The following is a 20,003-nucleotide window of genomic DNA, read 5'->3' as shown; positions in this document are numbered from 1 at the left end:
ATGAAACCTACTTTTTCCGCCTTTCCCCGCCGCGCCGGCACGGCCGCGCTGGCGCTCACCCTGGCCCTGGCCAGCGGCTGCAACGGCTTCCTCGACGTGGCCCCCCAGGGCCAGCTCAGCGAAGATGCCATCCGCAACGACCCGGGCATCGCTCAGAAGCTCGTCGATGGCGTGTATAATGCCATGTACCTGGGCGGTTTCGGTCCCGATATTCACGGCCTGCAGTTCGTCATTCTCACCGACATTGCCTCGGACGATGCCGACAAGGGCAGCACCCCGACCGACTACAACGACGCCCTCACGATTGACAACTTCACGCTGACGCCCAGCAACGGCACCGTCAACAATGCGTGGACCGGCTACTACCAGGGCATTTCGCGCGCCAACCAGGCGCTCGACAAAATTGCCCTCACCACCGTGCCCGAGGCCACCAAAAACAACCTGCTGGGCCAGGTACGCTTCCTGCGCGGCTACTTTTACTTCAACCTCGTGCGCCTGTTTGGCGGCGTGCCCAAGCTCGACCGGGTGCCGCAGGTGTCCGAAATCAGTAGCCCCCAACTCCAGCAGCGCGCCTCGGCGGCCGACATCTACGCCTTCATCATCAGCGACCTGCAGTTTGCCGTGGACAACCTGCCGCTGAAAGGGGCCACCGAAACCGGCCGCGCCACCAAAGCCGCCGCCCAGGGCCTGTTGGCCAAGGTGTACCTCTACCAGAAAAACTACCAGAAAGCCTACGACCTGACCGATGAAATCGTGAAGGGCCGCTCGGGCACCTACGGCCTGTTCCGGCCCTACGCCGACATCTGGCGCACGGCCGGGGCCAACAGCGTGGAGTCCATTTTTGAGGTGCAGGCCGGCACCAATGCCTCCTGCGACAACTCGGCGGTGCAGCTCTACACCGTGAGCCAGGGCCCCCGCGCGGGCGGCCTGCGCGGCTGGGCCGACCTGGGCTTTGGCTTCAACAACCCCACCACCGACCTGGTGAATGCCTACGAGCCCAACGACGTGCGCAAAGACGGCAGCATCATCTTCATCAAGCCCAAAGGCCCCACGGTGCTCTGGGACGGCTTCCGCGTGCCGGGCCAGGACTCGGTGGAGAACTCGCGCTACAGCTATAAGGCCTACCACAGCCGCACCAAAGAGGCCAACTGCGGCAACAACGACTATTTGCCGAAGAACATCCGGGTGCTGCGCTACGCCGAAATCCTGCTCATCCACGCCGAAGCCGCCGCCCAGCTCGGCAATGCCGCCGCGGCCCAGGCCGACCTGGACGCCGTGCGCAGCCGCGCCGGCCTCGCCCCCACGGCCCCCACGGTGACCAACATCTGGAAAGAGCGCCGCGTGGAGCTGGCCCTGGAGCACGACCGGTTCTTCGACCTTGTGCGCCAGGAAAGTGTGACGCCGGGCCGCATTGTGCCCATTTTCGCGGCCCAGGGCAAGACGTTTGTGAAGGGCAAACACGAGTTGTTCCCCATTCCGCAGCCCCAGATTGACCTCAGCGGCGGCCTGCTGACGCAGAACCCGGGGTACTAGCGGGTACTGACGTTTTTCTCAAAAAGACCGTCATGCAGAGCGCAGCGAAGCATCTTGCCCGCCACCACTAATTCTTTCGATTGAATTACTTACTGCGGTAGAGATGCTTCGCTGCGCTCTGCATGACGGCGTATTATTTATGACGTTCAAAACCAAACGAATGAACGCAAAACCCTTGCTCCTTGCGCTACTCCTGCTGCCCGGCTTCGCACAAGCCCAGCAGAAGGCCGCGCCGAAAAAAGCCCCCGCCTCCACCGTCAAATTTGACCCGCGCCAGCGCCCCCGCAACCTCACCGACGACCAGCTGCTGGACCTGGTGCAAAAGCAGACCTTCCGCTATTTCTGGGATTTCGGCCACCCGGTTTCGGGCATGGCGCGCGAGCGCAGCAACGTGGCCTACGACTACGGCAACGAGGTGGTGACCACCGGCGGCACGGGCTTCGGCATCATGGCCATTGTGGTGGCGGCCGACCGCAAGTGGATAACCCGCGAGCAGGCCGCCACGCGCCTCTACAAAATGGTGCGCTGGCTGGAGAAAGCCGACTGTTACCACGGCGTCTTCCCGCATTGGCTGAACGGCGAAACCGGCAAGGTCATCAAGTTCGGGGCGAAGGACGACGGCGGCGATATTGTGGAAACTTCCTTCCTGATGGAAGGCCTGATTTGCGCCCGCCAGTATTTCACCGCCGACACGCCCCTGGAGCGCGACCTGCGCAACCACATTCTCTGGATGTGGGAAAACGTGGAGTGGAACTGGCAAACCCAGGGCGGCCAAAACGTGCTCTACTGGCACTGGAGCCCCAACAACGGCTGGAGCATGAACCACCAGATTCACGGCTGGAACGAGTGCCTGATAACTTACGTGCTGGCCGCATCCTCCCCCAAATACGCCATCGACAAGCCCGTGTATGACCAGGGCTGGGCCGTGGGGCCGGAGTTTAAAAACGGCAAGGAATACTACGGCATCAAGCTGCCGCTGGGGCCGGATTTCGGCGGGCCGCTGTTCTTCACGCACTACTCCTTCCTGGGCCTGAACCCCCACGGCCTCAAGGACCAATACGCCGACTACTGGCAGCAAAATCAGAACCACACCCTCATCAACTACCAGTACTGCGTCGAAAACCCCAAGCATTTCAAAGGCTACGGCCCCAACACCTGGGGCCTCACCGCCTCCGACAGCTACCAGGGCTACGCCGCCCACAATCCCAAGGAGGATTTGAGCGTGATTTCGCCCACCGCCGCCCTCTCGGCCTTCCCCTACACGCCCGAGCAGTCGATGCGGGCGCTGAAGCACTTTTACTTCGACCTCGGCGATAAAATCTGGGGCGAGTACGGCTTCGTCGACGGCTTTAGCGAGGAGCACAACTGGCAGGCGAAATCCTACCTGGCCATCGACCAAGGCCCGATTGTGGGCATGATTGAGAACTACCGGACGGGACTTTTGTGGAAGCTGTTCATGAGCTCGCCCGACGTGCAGCGCGGCCTGGGCAAGCTGGGCTTTGAAAGTCCGGCACTGAAGAAGTAACTCCCAACACTCAAGCAGCAACTGTTAAAATTCTCACAGCACGTCATGCAGAGCGCAGCGAAGCATCTTGCCCGCCGCAAGTAATTGATTTTACTATTGTGGTAAAGATGCTTCGCTGCGCTCTGTATGACGGTCCAGCCTCCAACTTACAACATACCCTCCCGCATGAAACGCTTACCCCTGCTCCTCCTCGCCCTTGCCCTTACTCCCGCCGCCCGCGCCCAGAAAAAGCCCGTGCTAACTGCCGCCACTTCCGACCAGAAGATGAAGCAGTACATCGACGGCCTGATGGCGAAAATGACCCAGGAAGAGAAAATCGGCCAGCTCAACCTCGTTTCCGTCGGGTTTGATGTCACCGGGCCGGTGGTGAGCAAGGACGTCGACGCCAACATCCGCAAGGGGCTGGTGGGCGGCGTGTTCAATACCTACACGCCGGTGGCGGTGCGCAAGCTCCAGGAAATGGCCATAAAGGAGTCGCGGCTGCACATTCCGCTCATGTTTGGGTACGATGTAATTCACGGGCACCGCACCATTTTCCCGATTGCGCTGGGCCTTTCGGCGAGCTGGGATTTGAAAGCCATTGAGCAGAGCGCCCGCATTGCAGGCGAAGAAGCTTCGGCCGATGGGCTGGATTGGGTGTTTTCGCCAATGGTCGACATTGCCCGCGATGCCCGCTGGGGCCGCATTTCGGAAGGCGCCGGCGAAGACCCCTACCTCGGCTCGCGCATTGCCGAGGCCATGGTGCGCGGCTACCAGGGCCCCGGCAACGACCTGACCAACCCCACCAGCGTCATGGCCTGCCTCAAGCACTTTGCCCTCTACGGGGCCGCCGAGGCCGGCCGCGAATACAACACCACCGACATGAGCAAGCAGCGCATGTACAACGAGTACCTGCCGCCCTACAAAGCGGCCGTGGATGCCGGCGTGGGCTCCGTCATGTCGTCCTTCAACGACGTGAACGGCACGCCCGCTACCGCCAACAAGTGGCTGATGACCGACCTTCTGCGCAAGCAGTGGGGCTTCCAAGGCTTCGTGGTCACGGACTACACCGCCATTCCCGAGCTGATTGAACACGGCATGGGCAACGCCGAACAGGTAGCCGCCCTGGCCCTGAACGCGGGCATCGACCAGGACATGGTGGGCGAGGAATTTCTGAAATACACCGCCAAAAACATTCAGTCCGGGGCTGTGAGCAAGGCCCAGCTGGATGCCGCCTGCCGCCGCATTCTGGAAGCCAAGTACAAGCTCGGCCTGTTCACGGACCCCTACCGCAAGGTGAGCGCCGAGCGCGCCACCAGCACCCTGATGAAGCCGGAGTTCATCGTCGCCGCCCGCGACATTGCCCGCAAGAGTATGGTGCTACTAAAAAACGAGCGGAGCGCATTGCCGCTGAAGAAAACCGGCAGCATCGCCCTCATCGGCCCGCTGGCCAACCGGCAGCGCGACGTCATCGGCAGTTGGAGCGGGGCCGGCGACTGGCACCAGGCCGTATCGGTAGAGCAGGGCCTGCGCGCCGCCGCGCCCGGCCTCAAAATCACCTACGCCAAGGGGGCCAACATTGCCGACGACCAACAGATGCTGGACCGCCTGCAAGCCCACGGCGGCGAGCTGGAGCTGGACAAACGCAGCGCCGAAGACATGATAAAAGAAGCCGTGCAGGTGGCCCAAAGCGCCGACGTAGTCGTGGCCGTGGTGGGCGAAAGCCAGGGCATGACCGGCGAGGCCGCCGCCCGCGCCGACATCGGCCTGCCCGGCCAGCAGCTGGCCTTGCTGAAGGCGCTGAAAGCAACCGGCAAGCCGCTGGTGCTGGTGCTGATGAACGGCCGCCCGCTGGCCCTGCCCTGGGAAAACCAGAACGCCGACGCCATCCTCGAAACGTGGTTTGCGGGCACGCAGGCAGGCAGTGCCATCGCCGACGTGCTGTTTGGCGACTACAACCCGAGCGGCAAAATCACTGCCACTTTCCCCGTGACTGTGGGCCAGGAACCCATCTATTACAACCACAAAAACACCGGCCGGCCCTACGGCGGCGTGAAGCTCGACAAGTACAAATCGCGTTACTTGGACGCGCCCAATGAGCCGCTCTACCCCTTCGGCTTCGGCCTGAGCTACACCAGCTTCACCTACGGCAAGCCCACGGTGAGCAAAGCTACCATTGGCCCTGCCGAAACCCTGACCGTGAGTGTGACCGTGCAGAACACCGGCCAAATGGACGGCGAAGAAGTGGCCCAGCTGTACATCCGCGACCTGGTGGGTTCCATCTCGCGCCCGGTTGCGGAGCTGAAAGGGTTCCAAAAAGTCATGCTCAAGAAAGGCGAGAGCAAAACCCTGACCTTCCGCCTCGCCCCCGATGCGCTGAAATTCTACAACAACGACCTGAAATTCGTGGCCGAGCCCGGCGACTTCCAGGTGATGGTGGGCGGCAACTCGCGCGACGTGCAGACGGCTACTTTCAAGCTGGCGGCCCGCTAAGGCCGGGGAAGTTTGCCGGCTACTGCGTCGGTGGCTTACCTTGGAATGCCGGAGTGTACCCACAACACATGCCGGTATAACCTGGGACTTCATTTCTGCCACGCCATGAAGCATTTTCTACCTTCTGTGGCTGCCGTCGTTGCAGCCGGCGCGCTGCTGGCCGGCACGGTCCAGGCCCAGGTTCGCGTTAGCGTTGGCCCCCAGCTGGGGGGCAATATTTCGGCTACGCCCTACGCTACTTACTACCGCCCCGACGGCTATCACACCACGGCTCGCACCGGCGTTGAGGTGGGCGCACTGGCTTCCATCAGCACGGGGCACTGGGCCTTGCAGCCCGCGTTGCTCTTCTCGCAAAAGGGCTTCAGAATCGACGATGAGTACACCCAGGAGAGCAACGGCAATTACAGCTGGAATAGCACCAAAAACGATTACTGCTTCAACTACTTAACCTTGCCGCTCAACCTAGCCTACACCCAACGGGCCGATGGCCAGGGCTTCCAGGTATTTGCTGGGCCTTATGTGAGCTTGTTGCTGGGCGGGCATTACACCTCCGCGCTGGGCTACGCTTACCGAACGCCCCATTCCGGCGGCGGCAGCTCTTCGCAAACCAGCGGAACCGTTGCGGCATACGACGCCCCGTGGCCCAACACCGTCAGCCGGGACGTTTTCTACACCCAGCGCTTCGATGCCGGCGTGCAGGGCGGGCTGGGCTATGGGTACGGTCGGGCGCTGCTTCACATCGGCTATAGCCTAGGGCTGCGCAACCTGGGCAAAGAGCAAGTCCTGAGTGGCAACGCTGCCACCGTCACTATTTCCGCGTCTGTTTACCACAACAGCGCGTTTCAGGCTTCGGTGGCTTACCTGTTATTTGGCAAGTCCTGATGGCGCATCGCTAGCGCTTCAACTGCACGCTGGCCACTTCGCCCAGGCGCAGCGGGGCGCGCGAGGGCAGCCGGACTTCGAGGGTTATGCCGCCGGTAGTGTCGGTGGCGGGCGCGGCCACGCCGGTCACCACGCGGGTGGGACGGCTGGCGGCCCACACCCGCACCGAATCGCCGGGCTGGACGTGGGCCTGCTTTTTGGCTACCACGCCTACTGGCACCAGCAAGTAGCCCTGCTTCGAAATGGTGCTGACCACGGTGGTGGGCGTCACGTACTGGCCTACGGTTACCTGTCGCTCGCCCAGGAAGCCGTCGTGCGGGGCTACCACGAAGTTATAATCGGCCAGCTTGGCAATGACGGCCCCGCGGCGGATGTACTCGCCGGGACTGAAGTACACGCTGCGAATGCGGCCGCGCTTTTTGGCCAGCACCGGCTCGGTGCCGCCGGCCTCCACGCGCCCCGTGAGCACGATGACCGACGAATCGGGGATGACGGCAGCGGGCGCGGGGCCAGCGGCCAGAGCCGCCACTTCGTCGGTGGATTTCCACCACCAGCGGCGGCCCACGATGGCTCCCACGATTAATAACAGGACCAGGCCAATGAGGAGTGGTTTTTTCATAAAACAGGATAACAGAAATAGCCGGCCGGCGCTCCGGCTCGGTTAGTCAGCATACGGCAAAAGACACTGAGCAGCTATCGAAAGAGTGTTGCCCCGGCAGCGCTAGCCGCAGTTCCCGCCTCTACTCTACCCGGCGCAGGCGCAGGTAGTCCAGCATGGCCTGGTTCACGGCGCCGTTCATGTTCTGGTTGGCGGGCTCGTAGGCTAGGGTGAGGGCGTGGGGGCCTTTTTCGAGGCGCACCAGAATGGGGTTTGAGAAGCCCCAGTTGCTCCATTCGGCCACGCCGCGCTGCGGCAGCACCACCGTGCCCAGCAACTCGCCCCCGCGCCGCAGTGTGCGGATGGCGCACTGATTGTTGGTGTTGATGGGCCCGTTGCCGTTGGCGTAGCGGAAATCGAGGGCGTACACGCCGCTTTCGGGCACGGTGACGGGGATGGTGAGGACCGGGTTTTTGGTAGTCGAGATTTCGACGAAGCCCTTGCCGGAGTAGCCTTTGTAGGGCTGGGGGGATTTGGGGGCTATGGTTTCGAGCTGTACTGCCTTAACATAAGATTTAGGGCCGGTTTCTAAAGGCTCACTGGCAAAGGATTGACTTCCTATGGCATTCACGGCCATAATTTGCCATACAGCAAAACGGCTTTCACTACTAAATGCATCCATTTGCATGCGATACCCATTGGCACTGGTTGTTGTACTGGGCACGCCATTTTTCAGCACCAGATACTTTTCAGCACCAGCCACTGGTGCCCACGTTAAACTGTCACTCCATCCAAATTCAAATGCAACGGCAGGCGTTTCCGGAGCCACGGCATCGGCCACGCGGTTCACCGGCTGGGCGGCCGGGGCTTTGCTGCTGAGCACGATGCTGACCGCGTGCCGCCCGCTCAGGCCAGCCGGAATAGCGGCATCGGCCAGTGGCTGGCCATCGAGCGTAATGCTTTTGATGGCGTTGCCGAAGCCCGTCATTTCCACATCGAGCACGGCTTTCCGGTATTTGAAGCCAGTGAGCCGGCGCTGCCCCTGAAACGACTGTGGCACGAAGGGCCGGAACACCAGCCGCTCATCCTCATACCGCAGCCCAAACAGTACCTTATACACCAGGCTCAGGCTGCCGGAAAGGCTCCAGAGCATGTTGCTGGAGTTGATTTGGGTGCCGGCGTAGTCGCCGTTGTGGGCCACGAAGTTTTCCTTGTTGGTAAGAAACAGCGCCGCCGGCCGGTAGATGGCGGCCATGCTCTCGGTGAGCGACGCCTCGTTGCCGACTTGCGCGGCCGCCAGCGCCCAGAAACTCTGCACGAAGGGCCACACGGCATCATTATGGTACGGCGGGATGCCCGGAATCTGCGGGTAAATGCACGGGATACCGAAGGGCACGGTGGGCGTGCTGGCTACCACCTGCTGCGCCCGCTCGCCATCGGCCACGCCGAAGAGCACGCACAGCGCCTCCCCCAGCGCCTCGGCCCTGGGCGAAAGTGTAAGGGCAGTGCGGCCATACAGGAACTGACCGTAGTAGCCCTTATCGGCCTGCCACAGGTGCTCGTTGATGGCAGCTTTGATGCCGGCGGCCTGGCGCTGGTGCTGGGCCGCCATGCCGGGGTCGCCGAGGCGGGCAGCCATCCGGGCCAGCACCATGTTGGCCTGGTAATGTACGGCGTTGGTACCCAGGTTTTCGGACTGGTAGATGTCGACCGGCTGCATCCAGCGCGGATAAGTCTGCTCGCGCCAGTCCAGGAACGACGACTCGCCGCGCACCAGGCCGGTGGCGGGGTCGTAGGCGTTCTGCACGTCGTCGGCAATGCTTTGCTTGATGATGGGGTACACCTTGCGCAGCCAGGCTTCGTCGCCGGTGGCCTGGTACACTTCCCAGGCCGCCGTGGCCCAAATAATGCGGTCCGTCGAGCACGGGTAGGCCCCGCCCGTGCCGGTGTCCTGAATGATGCGGCCGCTGGGGCTCACCTTGCGCAGGAGGCTGTTCATGGCCACTTTTGGCTGCAAAGAAGCCTGCGCGAGGATGATGCTGTAGCTCACATCGCGCGTCCAGACGCCGGCCCACTCCTTGCCGGTGCGGAAGGTGCTGTCCGGCTCCACGGCGCGGCGGGCTTCCTCCAGGGCCAGGTTGTAGAGGGCATCGGCCAGCGGGTAATTGGAAGAATACTGCGGAAAATCGTCGGTGTTGATGGTCTTTTTCCAGCTCGCGGCAGTGGTTTTGGCGGCGGTGGGCTGGTTCAGGGTCAGCGTGGCTTCGTAGATGCCGTCGCCGTCCGGGTCCTTCATTTCCAGCTCCGGCTTGTTGGTCAGGTTGTCGAAATCCCAGCTTAGCGGCGCGGTGCCTCCGGCCACGTACACGCGCTTGAAATCCTGCTGGCACAGCTTCTCACCCTTGAACGTGGTGTAGAAACCCTGCTTTTTGAACGCCGCCAGCACCGGCCGCAAATCCAGCCGGATGCGTACCGGCGTATTCGGAGCCAGATAAGTATCGGAAGCAGCCGGTGTGGCATCCACGTAGCGCTGCCCGAACACGATGGGCGGCGTTTCGATGGCCCCGCCACCGGACCGGGGCAAGGCCACCAGCAGGTGGTTCAGGCCGGGCGCCATCTCATTATCCTTGCCGTTGATGCTGAATTTGAACTCGATGCGCGGGTTTTGCCGGTCGTTGGCGGGGCTCACGTAGTTCGACACCAATTCCGTGGCGGAGAGGGCGCGGGCCTCGTGCGGGCCCTGCGTCACGTGGTCGCGGTACAGGCTATAAGCGTCGGATTGCCAGATGGGAGTTTGCACGGCGGGGGCGGTTGCGGTGGCAGGAGCGGCCGGCTTGGTGGTCTGGCAGGCCGGGAGCAGGCCCAGGGTGAGCAGGAAGCCAGCGGCGAGGGCGGTAGGGTTCATTAGGGGAAGGAGCGGCGAAAGTGGCGGGGAGGCGCAAATTACGGAGTCTTTGGTACGGGCTGGTAGCGTTGAACGCAGGCAGATGAATAGGCACTACTGGCGGGCCAATGCTTCCGCCCTCAACACGCCGGAAACTGGGGCGGGCCACCGCCTCCCCAGCGGCCCTGCGCCGAGAGCCGCGCCGGCTCAAAAAAGAACTTTCTGAGCTATTGGAAAGCCCAGGTCTAAAGGCTGACCTTTGCCGGGATTTTTCTGCATTTCCCTCAATAATTAACCAAGTTTTTTCGCCTTTTCACCCACATTTTTCCAAGTCGTTTTTTTATGATGCAGCTTCTACCACTGTATTTCAGAACCATCACCACGGGCCGCCTCCGGCTTATGCTGGCGTTTTTACTCACGTTGCTGCTGGCCGGGCCGGTGCAGGCGCAATTTGTAGTCGACGGCCGCGCTTCGGCCAGCGAAATCGGGCCGGGCAAATACCAGCTGGTGGCCTCCTACACCGGCCCCCACTCGGTGGCCGACCGGGGCCTGAAAAGCCTGTACGTGGCCCGCACCGCCACCACGCTCAACATCATGATGGTGGCCTCGCCCACGCTGGCCACCGACTACAGCTCGCTGGTGCTCTACCTGAACGCGGCGGGCCGCGCGGGGGTGCCGGCCGGCACGCGCCTGGCGGGCAGCTCGCGCATCGAGTCGCCCCTCTACCATCGGCCCACCCTCGACCAGGAAACCGACTACGCGCTGCGCCTGACCACTTCCGCCACCGGCGTCAACCGCGACAGCGTGTATTACAGCTACGTCGACTACACCACACCGGCCACCGTGGGCGGCCGCAACGTGGACAATTTCCTCGGCGCGGCCACTAACCAGGGAGGCCCGCTGGCCGTGGCCAGCGGCGGCCTGAACGGGGCCAGGTTTGCTTACTTCAACACCGCCAGCATTGCGGCTAACACCGCCACCGGTTGGGAAATCGAAATTCCGCTGACTGCCATTGGGGCGCAAGGCGGCACCCCGCTCGACCTTTTTGGCGCCTTCACCACCAGCTACGGCGACTTCACGACCGATTTATTTCCGCAGGTAGCCGGGCTGAACACGCCGCTGGGGGCCGACCCCAACTTCGGCACCATCGCCGGCACGCAGTCCATCCGCGTCAATGCCCTCACCATCGACGGCCGCCTCGATGCCAACGAAATCGGGACCGGCACCCAGGGCCTCTACCAGCTGGTGGGTGAGTACACCACCCCACACCCGGCGGGCTTCGGCGACTACGGCCTCACCAAGTTCTACATGGCCAACACCGCCACCAAGCTCTACCTGTTTGTGGTGGGCACGCTGGAAAATAACGGCAACACGTTCCAGCTCTATTTCAACGTACCCGGCCTCACGGGCGTGCCCCGGGGCACGGCCCTACCGGGCGGCAATCCCAACTCAGGCACCAGCTTCGAGCAGATGAAGGCCAAACTGGACCTGGAAACCGACCTCGGCTTGGCCCTGCAGGGCAGCACGCCCGGCTACACGGTGCAGGTAGCGCGCTACGCGGGCGGCGTCGTCGACCAGTATTCGCTCCCGAGCCTCTCGACCGCCGGCGCGCCCAGCACGCTGAATTCCACCGCCGTCACGCAGTTCGATGGCGCGCTGGTGGCCTACCGCAACTCGCCCACGGGCTTGCTGTCGGGCAACCCCGGCAACTATGGCTGGGAAATGGAAATCGACCGCGCCGCCCTGGGCGTACCGGCTACCTTAGCCAATACCACCATCCAGGCCTTTCTGGTGCAGAACAACGGCAACGGCAACTACCTGTCGTCGGACATGATTCCGGCCATTCCCGGCAACGGGGCCACCAACCTGGGCGTGTCGACGGGCGTTGACTTTAACCAATTGCCAGGCCGGCAGGCCCTCACCTACGCCTTCAACTGCCCCACGGCTGTGGCAGTGGCGTACGGCGCGGCCAGCTACTGCCAGTCCGGCACCAACCCCACGCCCAGCATCACCGGTCCCACCGGCGGCAGCTTCAGCGCGGGCACCGGCCTGAGCATCGACGCTGCCACGGGCAGCGTGAACGTGGCCACATCCACGCCCGGCACCTACACCGTGAGCTACAACGCCGACATCGTGAACTGCCCGACGACGGTTTCGGCCCAGCTCACCATCGCCCGGCCGCCGGTGGCCACGTTCAGCTACGGCACCACGGCCTACTGCGCCAATGCCGGTACCACGGCCGCCCCTACCCTGGGCACCAACGCAGCGGCGGGCACTTTCACTGCCTCCCCAGCCGGCCTTAATATCAACGCCAGCACCGGCGTTGTGACGCTGACCGGCAGCCAGCCCGGCACCTATACGGTTACCAACACCATTGCCGCTGCGGGTGGATGTGCGGCCGCCACGGCCACGGCCCAAGTGGTTATCAATGCCGCGCCTGTAGCAAGCATCACGGCCAGCGGGGCCACCACGTTTTGCGCGGGCGGAACCGTCACGCTCACGGCCAGCGGCGGCAGCAGCTACCGCTGGAGCACCGGCGCCACCACGGCCAGCATCACGGTTTCGGCCAGCGGCTCGTATGGCGTGACGGCCACCAACGCGGCCGGCTGCTCGGGCGCGGCCACCCCGGTTGCCGTGACGGTGAATCCGGCCACCTCGGCCACGTTCGCCTACGCGGGTTCGACGTACTGCCAGAGCGCCACCGCCCCCGCGCCTACGGTAACGGGCACGGCCGGCGGCACCTTCTCCGCCCCCACCGGCCTTAGCCTGAATGCTACCACGGGCACCGTGAATCCTGCTGCCAGCACGCCCGGCACCTACACCGTCACTTACAGCGTGGGGGGCAGCTGCCCGTCGTCGGCTACGGCTTCGGTGACCATCACGGCCGCGCCGGTGGCTACGTTCACCTACGCCAACGCCGCTTACTGTACTTCGGGCAGCAATGCGCCGGCCGTGGTACCGGCCACCAGCACGACGGGTACGTTCTCGTCTACTACCGGCCTGAGCATTGACGCCACAACGGGAGCCATTGCCGTGGCCACCAGCACGCCCGGCACTTACACCGTCACCAACACTGTAGCCGCTGCCAGCGGCTGCACGGCTACCTCGGCCACCACGACGGTTACCATCAACGCCCGGCCCGCCACCCCGACCATCTCGGTCCAGTACAACGGTTCGACCACTACATTGACATCGAGCGCGGCTACCGGCAACCAGTTCTACCTCAATAATGGGCTGATTCCCGGCGCTACCGGCCAGACCTACGTGGTGAACGGCACGCCATCCCAGTTCGGCACCTACACCGTGCAAACCACCAATGCCAACGGCTGCATCTCGCTGCCTTCGGCTCCGCTGGTGGTTACGTCCAGCCTGAAAGCACTGACCGGCACCTCGCTAAGCGTGTACCCCAACCCTACCCCGGACGGCAACTTCCGTGTGGAGCTAACCGGCTACCACGCCGCCGCCGAGCTGACGGTAATTAATACTCTAGGACAAGTGGTTTTTGCCGCCACGGTTCCCGCCTCGGCTGGCACTGCCACACAGGCCGTGAACCTAACCCAGCTGACCTCAGGCGTGTATCTGCTGCGCGTAAAAACCGCCGGCAGCCTCGATACCCGCCGCGTTATTAAAGAATAAGCTCGTCGGTTTTAATTATTGAAAAGGCCCTGACCCTTTTGGTCAGGGCTTTTTTTATGGCGATGTCGGCCTGTTTTCGGCAAGATTCGGGAAGCAATTTGGCACTACCCCAACGACTTCGTAAACCCGACCTTAATCTTCAGCTGGAAATCGGCAATGACCTTGAAAATCTCCTTCAGCGTCACCTGCTCCACCTTGGTCAGCGTCTTCGGGTCGAGGTAGTTATCCGGCGTCACGTTGTCGTTGATAATCTGGGCGGCCTGCTTTTTCAGACGCACGCCCATCAGGTAGTAGTAGGATTGCAGCAGCTCGTGGGCCTCGCGCTCGGTGAACACGCCCAAGGCTTTGAGGGCCTCCAGCCGCTCGCCGGTGTTGGTGGCAAAAATGCGGTGTTTGAGGGCGTACATCCGCACCAAATCGACGATGGGCGACATGGTTTTCTTGAGGTTGAACACCTTGTGCGCGCCGTGGGCGAAGGTGCGGATGTTGTTGAAAAACGTGAGCGGCGGCTCGTATTGCAGCGCGTTCACAGCCATGTGGTGGAAGAAACGCTCCACCGGCTTTTGTAGCTCCACGGCCAGGAAATCGTGCAGCTCGCCCATGATGGCGGGGTCGCCGTAGATGTAGCGGCAGTCGAACGAGGCGGCGAACTGCATGCCCGTTTCGGGGTTTGAGTCGGTCATCCATTCCACGTAGTTGCGCTTCCAGTGCGAGAGCGAGTGCGTCCACTTCGGGTTTTTGGCCATGAAGCCGCCCTCGCAGTAGCTGAACCCGATTTCGTTGAGCTGGTCGCTCACCATCTCGGCAAATTTCAGGAAGTAGTCACGCACCAGCTCGCGCTGCTCGTTGGCCTTGTCTTCGTAGATAATGGCGTTGTCCTGGTCCGTGAGCAGGGTTTGCTCCTTGCGGCCCTCGCTGCCCAGCACCATGTACACGAACTTGGCCGGCGGCGGCCCCAGCTCGGCAATGGCACCCTCAATCAGCTTCAGCGCAATGGCATCCGATACGGTGGTGATGACCTGGTTCACGATTTCGGGCTTCACGCCACGGTTCAGGAGCTGGTACACCATTTCGGGCACTTGCTCCCAGCGGCGCTTGAGCTCGGGCACCGCCTGGGCCTGCTTCACCGATTGAATGAAGATGAACGGCGACTGCGCCTGGTCGTCGGTCAGCAGCTTGTTGCGGCTCAGGAAGCCTACGTACTCGCCATCGGTTTCCACCAGCAAATACCGGGTCTTCGTCCTGAACATCAGCAAAATAGCCTCGTACACAAACGCCCGCGAGCTGATGCTCACCACCGGCGCGTCCACGATGGTTTCGACGGGCAGGTTAGCGTCGGCGCAGGCAGCCACCACCTTGTCGCGCAGGGTGATGTCGGTCACGTAGCCGATGATGTGGCCGTCCACGTCGGCGTTGGTGATAAAGTAGCAGCTGGTGCGGGCGGCGGCCATGCGCCGGGCTACTTCGTGGATGGGCGTGTAGGCGGCGCACACGTCGAGTGGGCGCAATTCCAGCGTTTCGATGCGGCGCGAAAACAGCTGGTCGGAGGCCAGGTAGCTGGAGCCGGCGCTGGTGGCGGGCCGCACAAAGTGGGCGTATTCCTCGTTCAACATGCGCTGCCCGTAGCGCGTGGTGAAAAAGTGGAAGAAGCTCTCGTAGCCCTGGCACAGCGCCAGAAACTCGCGCCGGTGCAGGAAGTACACGCGGGTATTACGCTTGGCCACCACCGTGCGTAGTGACTTTTTCTTATTGAGCAGCAGCGAGATACCGCCGTAGCATTCGCCGCGCCGGGTGAGTTCCACCACGCGCCGGTTCTGCTGGCTGTCGTAGAAAAACGTTTCGTACTCGCCCTCCACAATGATGTCGAGGCCCCGCAGCTTCGTCTCGTCCTGGTAGTAGATGACGCCCTCGCGGGGGTGGCGCACTTCTTCCAGGCCCTCGGCCACTTCGGCCAGCACGTCTTCGGGCAGGCGGTCGAAGGGCTTCACGGTGCGGAGAAAATCGAGTTTTTCGCTCATGGGGCGGGGTGTCGAAGGGTTATCTGGTATTGGGCGGCAACGGGCAAAAGTAGTCCGTCATGCAGAGCGCAGCGAAGCATCTTTACCTCAATAGTAATTGATTGCATTGTGCGGTAAAGATGCTTCGCTGCGCTCTGCATGACAGTCTTTAAAATCTTTCACCTTAGTAAAAACACCGCCAGCAGCACCAGTGCCACGGCGGCCAGCAGCAGCCACGGCGCCACCCCAATGCGCAGCTTACGCCGCCGACGGCGTGCCAGCCGGGCCTGCGGCGTGGGCAGCCCGATGGGTACCTGCTGAGCGATGGTTTCGTCGGTAATCACGCCCTGCTCCCGCATTCGGAAGTAGCAGCGCGCCGTGGCGCGGGCGTCTACCAAAGCATCATGCTCGCGCAGCAGCGGCTCCTGAAACAGGCGCTGGTGCAGCTCGCCCAGCCGCAAAAAGCCCTGCGTGCTGTGGCGCAGCAGCGGCCCCGTGGCCCGCATGGTGCAAAACTGCGGCAGCCCGGGCAGCGGGTTTTTCAGCCCGGCCCGGTGGAAGCCCACACCCAGCATGTGAAAATCGAGCTGCATGAAATGGGCCACCACCCGGGGCTTGTAATGCAGCAGGTCGCGGTGCAGGCGCTGCATCACGGCGTGGCGCGAGCGGCCGTTGGCCTGCAAAAACTCCGCCGTAAGGCCGTGGATTTTGCCCGACTCCGGGCTCAGGTCGTAGTCGTTGGGGCGGATGTAGTGGTTTTCGGCCTTCACTTCCTGGCCATCGGGCGTGCACACCACCCAGGCCAGCTGCACGATGTGCGGCCAATTGTCGCGGCTGGCGTACGGCTGCGTCCAGTCGCGCGGGATACCCGACGTTTCGGTATCGACGAACAGCAGGTACTCGTTCACGGGGATGGGCGCAGCGTTAGGGCTGCTGGTGCCAGAGCGACGACTCGCGCTTCATCAGCCGGGGCTGAATCACAATTTTGCGGGGGGCCTGCTCGTGTTCCTGCACCATTTCCAGCAGCAGGCGCATGGCAGCCAAGCCCATTTCCTCGCAGCACTGGTCCACCGAGCTCAGGTTGGGCTCGGTGAGCGAACAGAAGCTTTCGTTGCTGAAACCCGACAGCGCGATGTCCTCCGGGATGCGCAGCTTGCGCTCCTTGAGCACACGCATGGCCCCCACAATGGAAAAGTCGCTGGCCGAAAACACGGCCTCGGGCGGGTTGGGCAGGGCCAGCAGTTGCTCCATGCCGACGCGACCGTCGGCCTCCCACATGTCGCTGAACAACACTAATTCATCTTCAATCGGAATGCCGTATTCCTGCAAGGCCTGCCGGTAGCCGCCGAAGCGGTTGATGTAGATGTTCAAATGCTGCGGCCCGCCGAAGTGGGCAATGCGGCGGCAGCCCTGCTCCAGCAAGTGCTTGGTGGACTGGTAGCCGCCCTGGAAGTCGTCGAGCTCCACGGCATTCACTTCCGGGCTGTCCAGAATGCGGTCGAAGAACACCAGCGGAATGTCGCGCTTCTTAATCTTGTCGAAGTGCTTGTAGTCGTGCGTGGTGCGGGCCACCGACACCATGATGCCGTCGACCTGCGCGTTAATCATCGTGTCCACGTTCTTCTGCTCCTGGCCGTAGTCCTCGTTCGACTGGCACAGCAGCACGTTGAAGCCGGCGCGGTTGGCCACGGCCTCCGCGCCCTTCATCACCTGCGAAAAGAAGTGCCCGTCGATGTGCGGCACAATGACGCCCAGCGTGTTGCTGCGCCCCTTGCGCAGGGCGGCGGCCAGAGCATTGGGTTGGTAATTGAGCTGTTCGGCCAGTTTCCACACGCGCTTGCGGGTGGCTTCGCTGATGCGCGAATGGCCGCTCAGCGCCCGCGAAACAGTAGAAACGGCCAGGTTAAGCTCCTTGGCAATGTCCGAAATAGAGGCGCGTTTTTGAGCCAAAGCGGAAATAAATTAGTGAGTGCGGAGCTAAATGTAACCCCGTGCGCCTATAACACCAGTGAAGTGCGGAACGTTGGCCGCAATTATTATTTCCGGCCCTGGCCCAGCTACTGGGCCGATTTGTAATGCACCTCCGACTGCTCGCGCAGCCGCCCGGCGCTGAATTCGGGCGTGATGTCGCGCTGCGGGTCGCCCAGCATCTCGTAGCCCACCATGAATTTGCGCACCGTGGCCGAGCGCAGCAGCGGCGGGTAAAAGTGCATGTGCAGATGCCATTCCGGGTGCGCCTGGCCATCGGTGGGCCGCTGGTGCAGGCCGGCCGAGTACGGGAACGAGGTGCTGAACAGGTTGTCGTAGCGAATGGTGAGGCGGCGCAGAATGTCGGCCAGCGCGTCGCGCTCCTCGCTGGTGAGCTGGGTCACGTCCTGCACCGGGCGGCGGGCAATGACGATGGTCTCGAACGGCCACACCGCCCAGAACGGCACCAGCACCACAAAATGCTCGTTTTCGATGACCACCCGCTCCTTTTTCTCCAGCTCGATTTTCAGGTAGTCGCTCAGCAGCGTGCGGCCGTGCTCCTGGAAGTAGGCTAGTTGCTGCACCGTTTCCTTGGCGGGCTCGCCGGGCACGGTGCGCTGCGCCCAAATCTGGCCGTGCGGGTGCGGGTTCGAGCAGCCCATCATCGGGCCTTTGTTTTCGAAAATCTGCACGTAGTTGATGTCCGGCCGTGCCCCGAGGGTTGTGAATTCTTCTACCCACAGGTCCACCACCTTGCGGATGGCGGGCGTGGTCATCTGCGGCAAAGTCAAATCGTGGCGCGGCGAGAAGCAGATGACGCGGCACACGCCCGACTCAGCCTCGGCCCGCAGCAGGCCCCCTTCGTTGATGCCGCCGGTGGGCACGTCGGCGGTCAACGCGCCGAAATCGTTGTTGAAAACGAAGGTATCGGTGTACTTGGGGTTCACCTCGCCGCCCACGCGCACGTTGCCGGGGCAGAGGTAGCAGGTGGGGTCGTAGGCGGGGCGCTGGTCCTGCTCGGTTTCCTCCTGCTGGCCCTGCCAGGGGCGCTTGGAGCGGTGCGGCGACACCAGCACCCACTCGCCCGAAAGGGCATTGAAACGGCGGTGCGGGTGTTCGGTGGAATCGAAAGTGGAGGGCATTGGAGGTTATTTGAAGGCTATTAATTGTCCGTCATGCAGCGCGCAGCGAAGCATGACAGCCGTTTCGTTATTGTCGGATAGTTAAACAGCTACCGCTCCTACCCCGCCCACAATCGTGGTCTGGTAGGTCTCCAGCTTCATCCCGAACTTCTCCTGATACGCCGCGCTCACGCTGGCGATGAAGTCCTCTACCTTATCGGGCGCGACTAAGTTGATGGTGCAGCCGCCGAAGCCGCCGCCCATCATGCGCGAGCCGAATACGCCGGGCACTTTCTGGGCCGCTTCTACCAGTACATCTAGCTCGACGCAGCTTACTTCGTAGTCGTCGCGCAGGCCGGCGTGGCTGGCGTACATTTCTTTGCCAAAGGCAGCCAGGTCGCCGGCTTCGAGGTGGCGGCAGGCGTCCACTACGCGCGTGTTTTCCTGCACCACGTAGGCGCAGCGGCGGAACACCGTGGGGCCGAGCTGGTCGCGGTGGGCTTCGAGCTGGGCCAGTGTGGCATCGCGCAGGGCCGCGATGTGGGGGTAATGCTGCTGGAGCACCGCCACGCCGCGCTCGCACTCCTGGCGGCGGGTGTTGTAGGCTGAGCTGGCCAGGCTGTGCTTCACGCCCGAGTTGCAAAGCACGATGCGGCAGGCCGTGGTATCGAAGGGAAAGTATTCGTAATCAAGCGAGCGGCAGTCGAGGCGCACGACGTGGCCGGGCCGCCCAAACGTGCTGGCAAACTGGTCCATAATGCCGCACTGCACGCCGGCATACGTATGCTCGGCCAGCTGCGCGATGCGAGTCAGCTCCATCTTATCGAGGTTGGTGCCCAGGAAATGATTGAGCGCGAAGGCCAGGCCGCACTCCACGGCGGCCGACGACGACATGCCCGCGCCCATGGGCACGGTGCCGGCAAACACGCAGTCGAAGCCCGGCACGGCGTGGCCGCGCAGCTGGAACTGGGCCGCCACGCCCAGCAGATAATTGGCCCAGTGTGTGGCGCTGGGGCTGATTTCAGCGGCGTTGGCCAGCTCAAACTCCTCGCCTAAATCAAAGGCTACGAGGCGAATTTTCTCGCCCCCGTTCAGGCCCACGGCAAAGCTCATTTCCTTATCCACGGCGGCCGGCAACACGAAGCCGGCGTTGTAGTCGGTGTGCTCGCCGATGAGGTTGACGCGGCCCGGCGCGCGCACCAGCAGCGGCGCATAGCCAAAGCGTTGTTGAAAATCAGCCTGAACGGCTTGGATTAGCGGAGTGGGCATAGAAAATCAGAAGGGAAATAACCGGGCGAAAAGCAGCCGCAAACGGCGCAACAACACTACGCAACTTCAGGCCAGATGGCCAATCCATCGCATTTGCGGCCCGAAAAGTACGGCGAAC

General features: G+C 62.7%; 12 protein-coding genes. 5 read left to right on the top strand and 7 right to left on the bottom strand.

The genetic code is table 11. The annotated features are described in order from the left end of the window. The 4 genes from ACYU7Q_RS15920 (at position 1) to ACYU7Q_RS15905 (ending at position 6,412) form a co-directional block, all read left to right on the top strand. Positions 1 to 1,533 carry a RagB/SusD family nutrient uptake outer membrane protein gene (locus ACYU7Q_RS15920; RefSeq protein ID WP_460610429.1) on the top strand — a complete coding sequence of 511 codons (1,533 nt, stop codon included), beginning with the start codon at positions 1 to 3 and terminating at the stop codon, positions 1,531 to 1,533. 160 nt (positions 1,534 to 1,693) lie between these two features. Next, the gene (locus tag ACYU7Q_RS15915) at positions 1,694 to 3,058 is read left to right on the top strand and encodes a glucoamylase family protein (protein ID WP_460610428.1); all 1,365 of its coding nucleotides are present in this window, start codon (positions 1,694 to 1,696) and stop codon (positions 3,056 to 3,058) included. 165 nt (positions 3,059 to 3,223) lie between these two features. Further along, positions 3,224 to 5,530, top strand: coding sequence for a beta-glucosidase BglX (bglX, locus tag ACYU7Q_RS15910; RefSeq protein ID WP_460610427.1), 2,307 nt, complete (start codon positions 3,224 to 3,226; stop codon positions 5,528 to 5,530). 105 nt (positions 5,531 to 5,635) lie between these two features. Continuing rightward, on the top strand, positions 5,636 to 6,412 hold the full coding sequence (locus ACYU7Q_RS15905; protein WP_460610426.1) for a porin family protein: 777 nt from the start codon (positions 5,636 to 5,638) through the stop codon (positions 6,410 to 6,412). 10 nt (positions 6,413 to 6,422) lie between these two features. Here the strand turns inward: ACYU7Q_RS15905 and ACYU7Q_RS15900 are convergent, their stop codons facing one another. Both ACYU7Q_RS15900 and ACYU7Q_RS15895 read right to left on the bottom strand, forming a co-directional pair. Further along, complete coding sequence (locus tag ACYU7Q_RS15900) at positions 6,423 to 7,031, bottom strand: efflux RND transporter periplasmic adaptor subunit (RefSeq protein WP_460610425.1); 609 nt, start codon at positions 7,029 to 7,031, stop codon at positions 6,423 to 6,425. A 121-nt stretch (positions 7,032 to 7,152) separates the two neighbouring features. Next, entirely contained in the window at positions 7,153 to 9,915 is a 2,763-nt protein-coding gene (locus ACYU7Q_RS15895) for an MGH1-like glycoside hydrolase domain-containing protein (RefSeq protein WP_460610424.1), read from the bottom strand. A 321-nt stretch (positions 9,916 to 10,236) separates the two neighbouring features. Between ACYU7Q_RS15895 and ACYU7Q_RS15890 the strand changes: the two genes are divergently transcribed. Continuing rightward, complete coding sequence (locus ACYU7Q_RS15890) at positions 10,237 to 13,530, top strand: T9SS type A sorting domain-containing protein (protein ID WP_460610423.1); 3,294 nt, start codon at positions 10,237 to 10,239, stop codon at positions 13,528 to 13,530. A 104-nt stretch (positions 13,531 to 13,634) separates the two neighbouring features. Here ACYU7Q_RS15890 and ACYU7Q_RS15885 read toward each other — a convergent pair whose 3' ends face one another. From ACYU7Q_RS15885 to galK, 5 genes are all read right to left on the bottom strand, one after another. Then, entirely contained in the window at positions 13,635 to 15,548 is a 1,914-nt protein-coding gene (locus ACYU7Q_RS15885) for a DUF294 nucleotidyltransferase-like domain-containing protein (RefSeq protein ID WP_460610422.1), read from the bottom strand. A gap of 158 nt (positions 15,549 to 15,706) precedes the next feature. Continuing rightward, entirely contained in the window at positions 15,707 to 16,435 is a 729-nt protein-coding gene (locus ACYU7Q_RS15880; RefSeq protein ID WP_460610421.1) for a 3'-5' exonuclease, read from the bottom strand. A 16-nt stretch (positions 16,436 to 16,451) separates the two neighbouring features. After that, positions 16,452 to 17,477 (bottom strand): LacI family DNA-binding transcriptional regulator, encoded by a 1,026-nt coding sequence (locus ACYU7Q_RS15875; RefSeq protein ID WP_460610420.1) that lies wholly within the window; start codon positions 17,475 to 17,477, stop codon positions 16,452 to 16,454. Between the two features lie 107 nt (positions 17,478 to 17,584). Further along, a complete protein-coding gene (locus tag ACYU7Q_RS15870; RefSeq protein ID WP_460610419.1) occupies positions 17,585 to 18,637 on the bottom strand; it encodes a galactose-1-phosphate uridylyltransferase in 1,053 nt (350 codons plus the stop codon). An 81-nt stretch (positions 18,638 to 18,718) separates the two neighbouring features. Further along, on the bottom strand, positions 18,719 to 19,885 hold the full coding sequence (gene galK / locus ACYU7Q_RS15865) for a galactokinase (protein WP_460610418.1): 1,167 nt from the start codon (positions 19,883 to 19,885) through the stop codon (positions 18,719 to 18,721). Positions 19,886 to 20,003 lie beyond the last annotated feature (118 nt).

This window comes from Hymenobacter terrigena (assembly GCF_054776515.1).
This window is presented reverse-complemented; position numbering and strand designations above follow the sequence as displayed.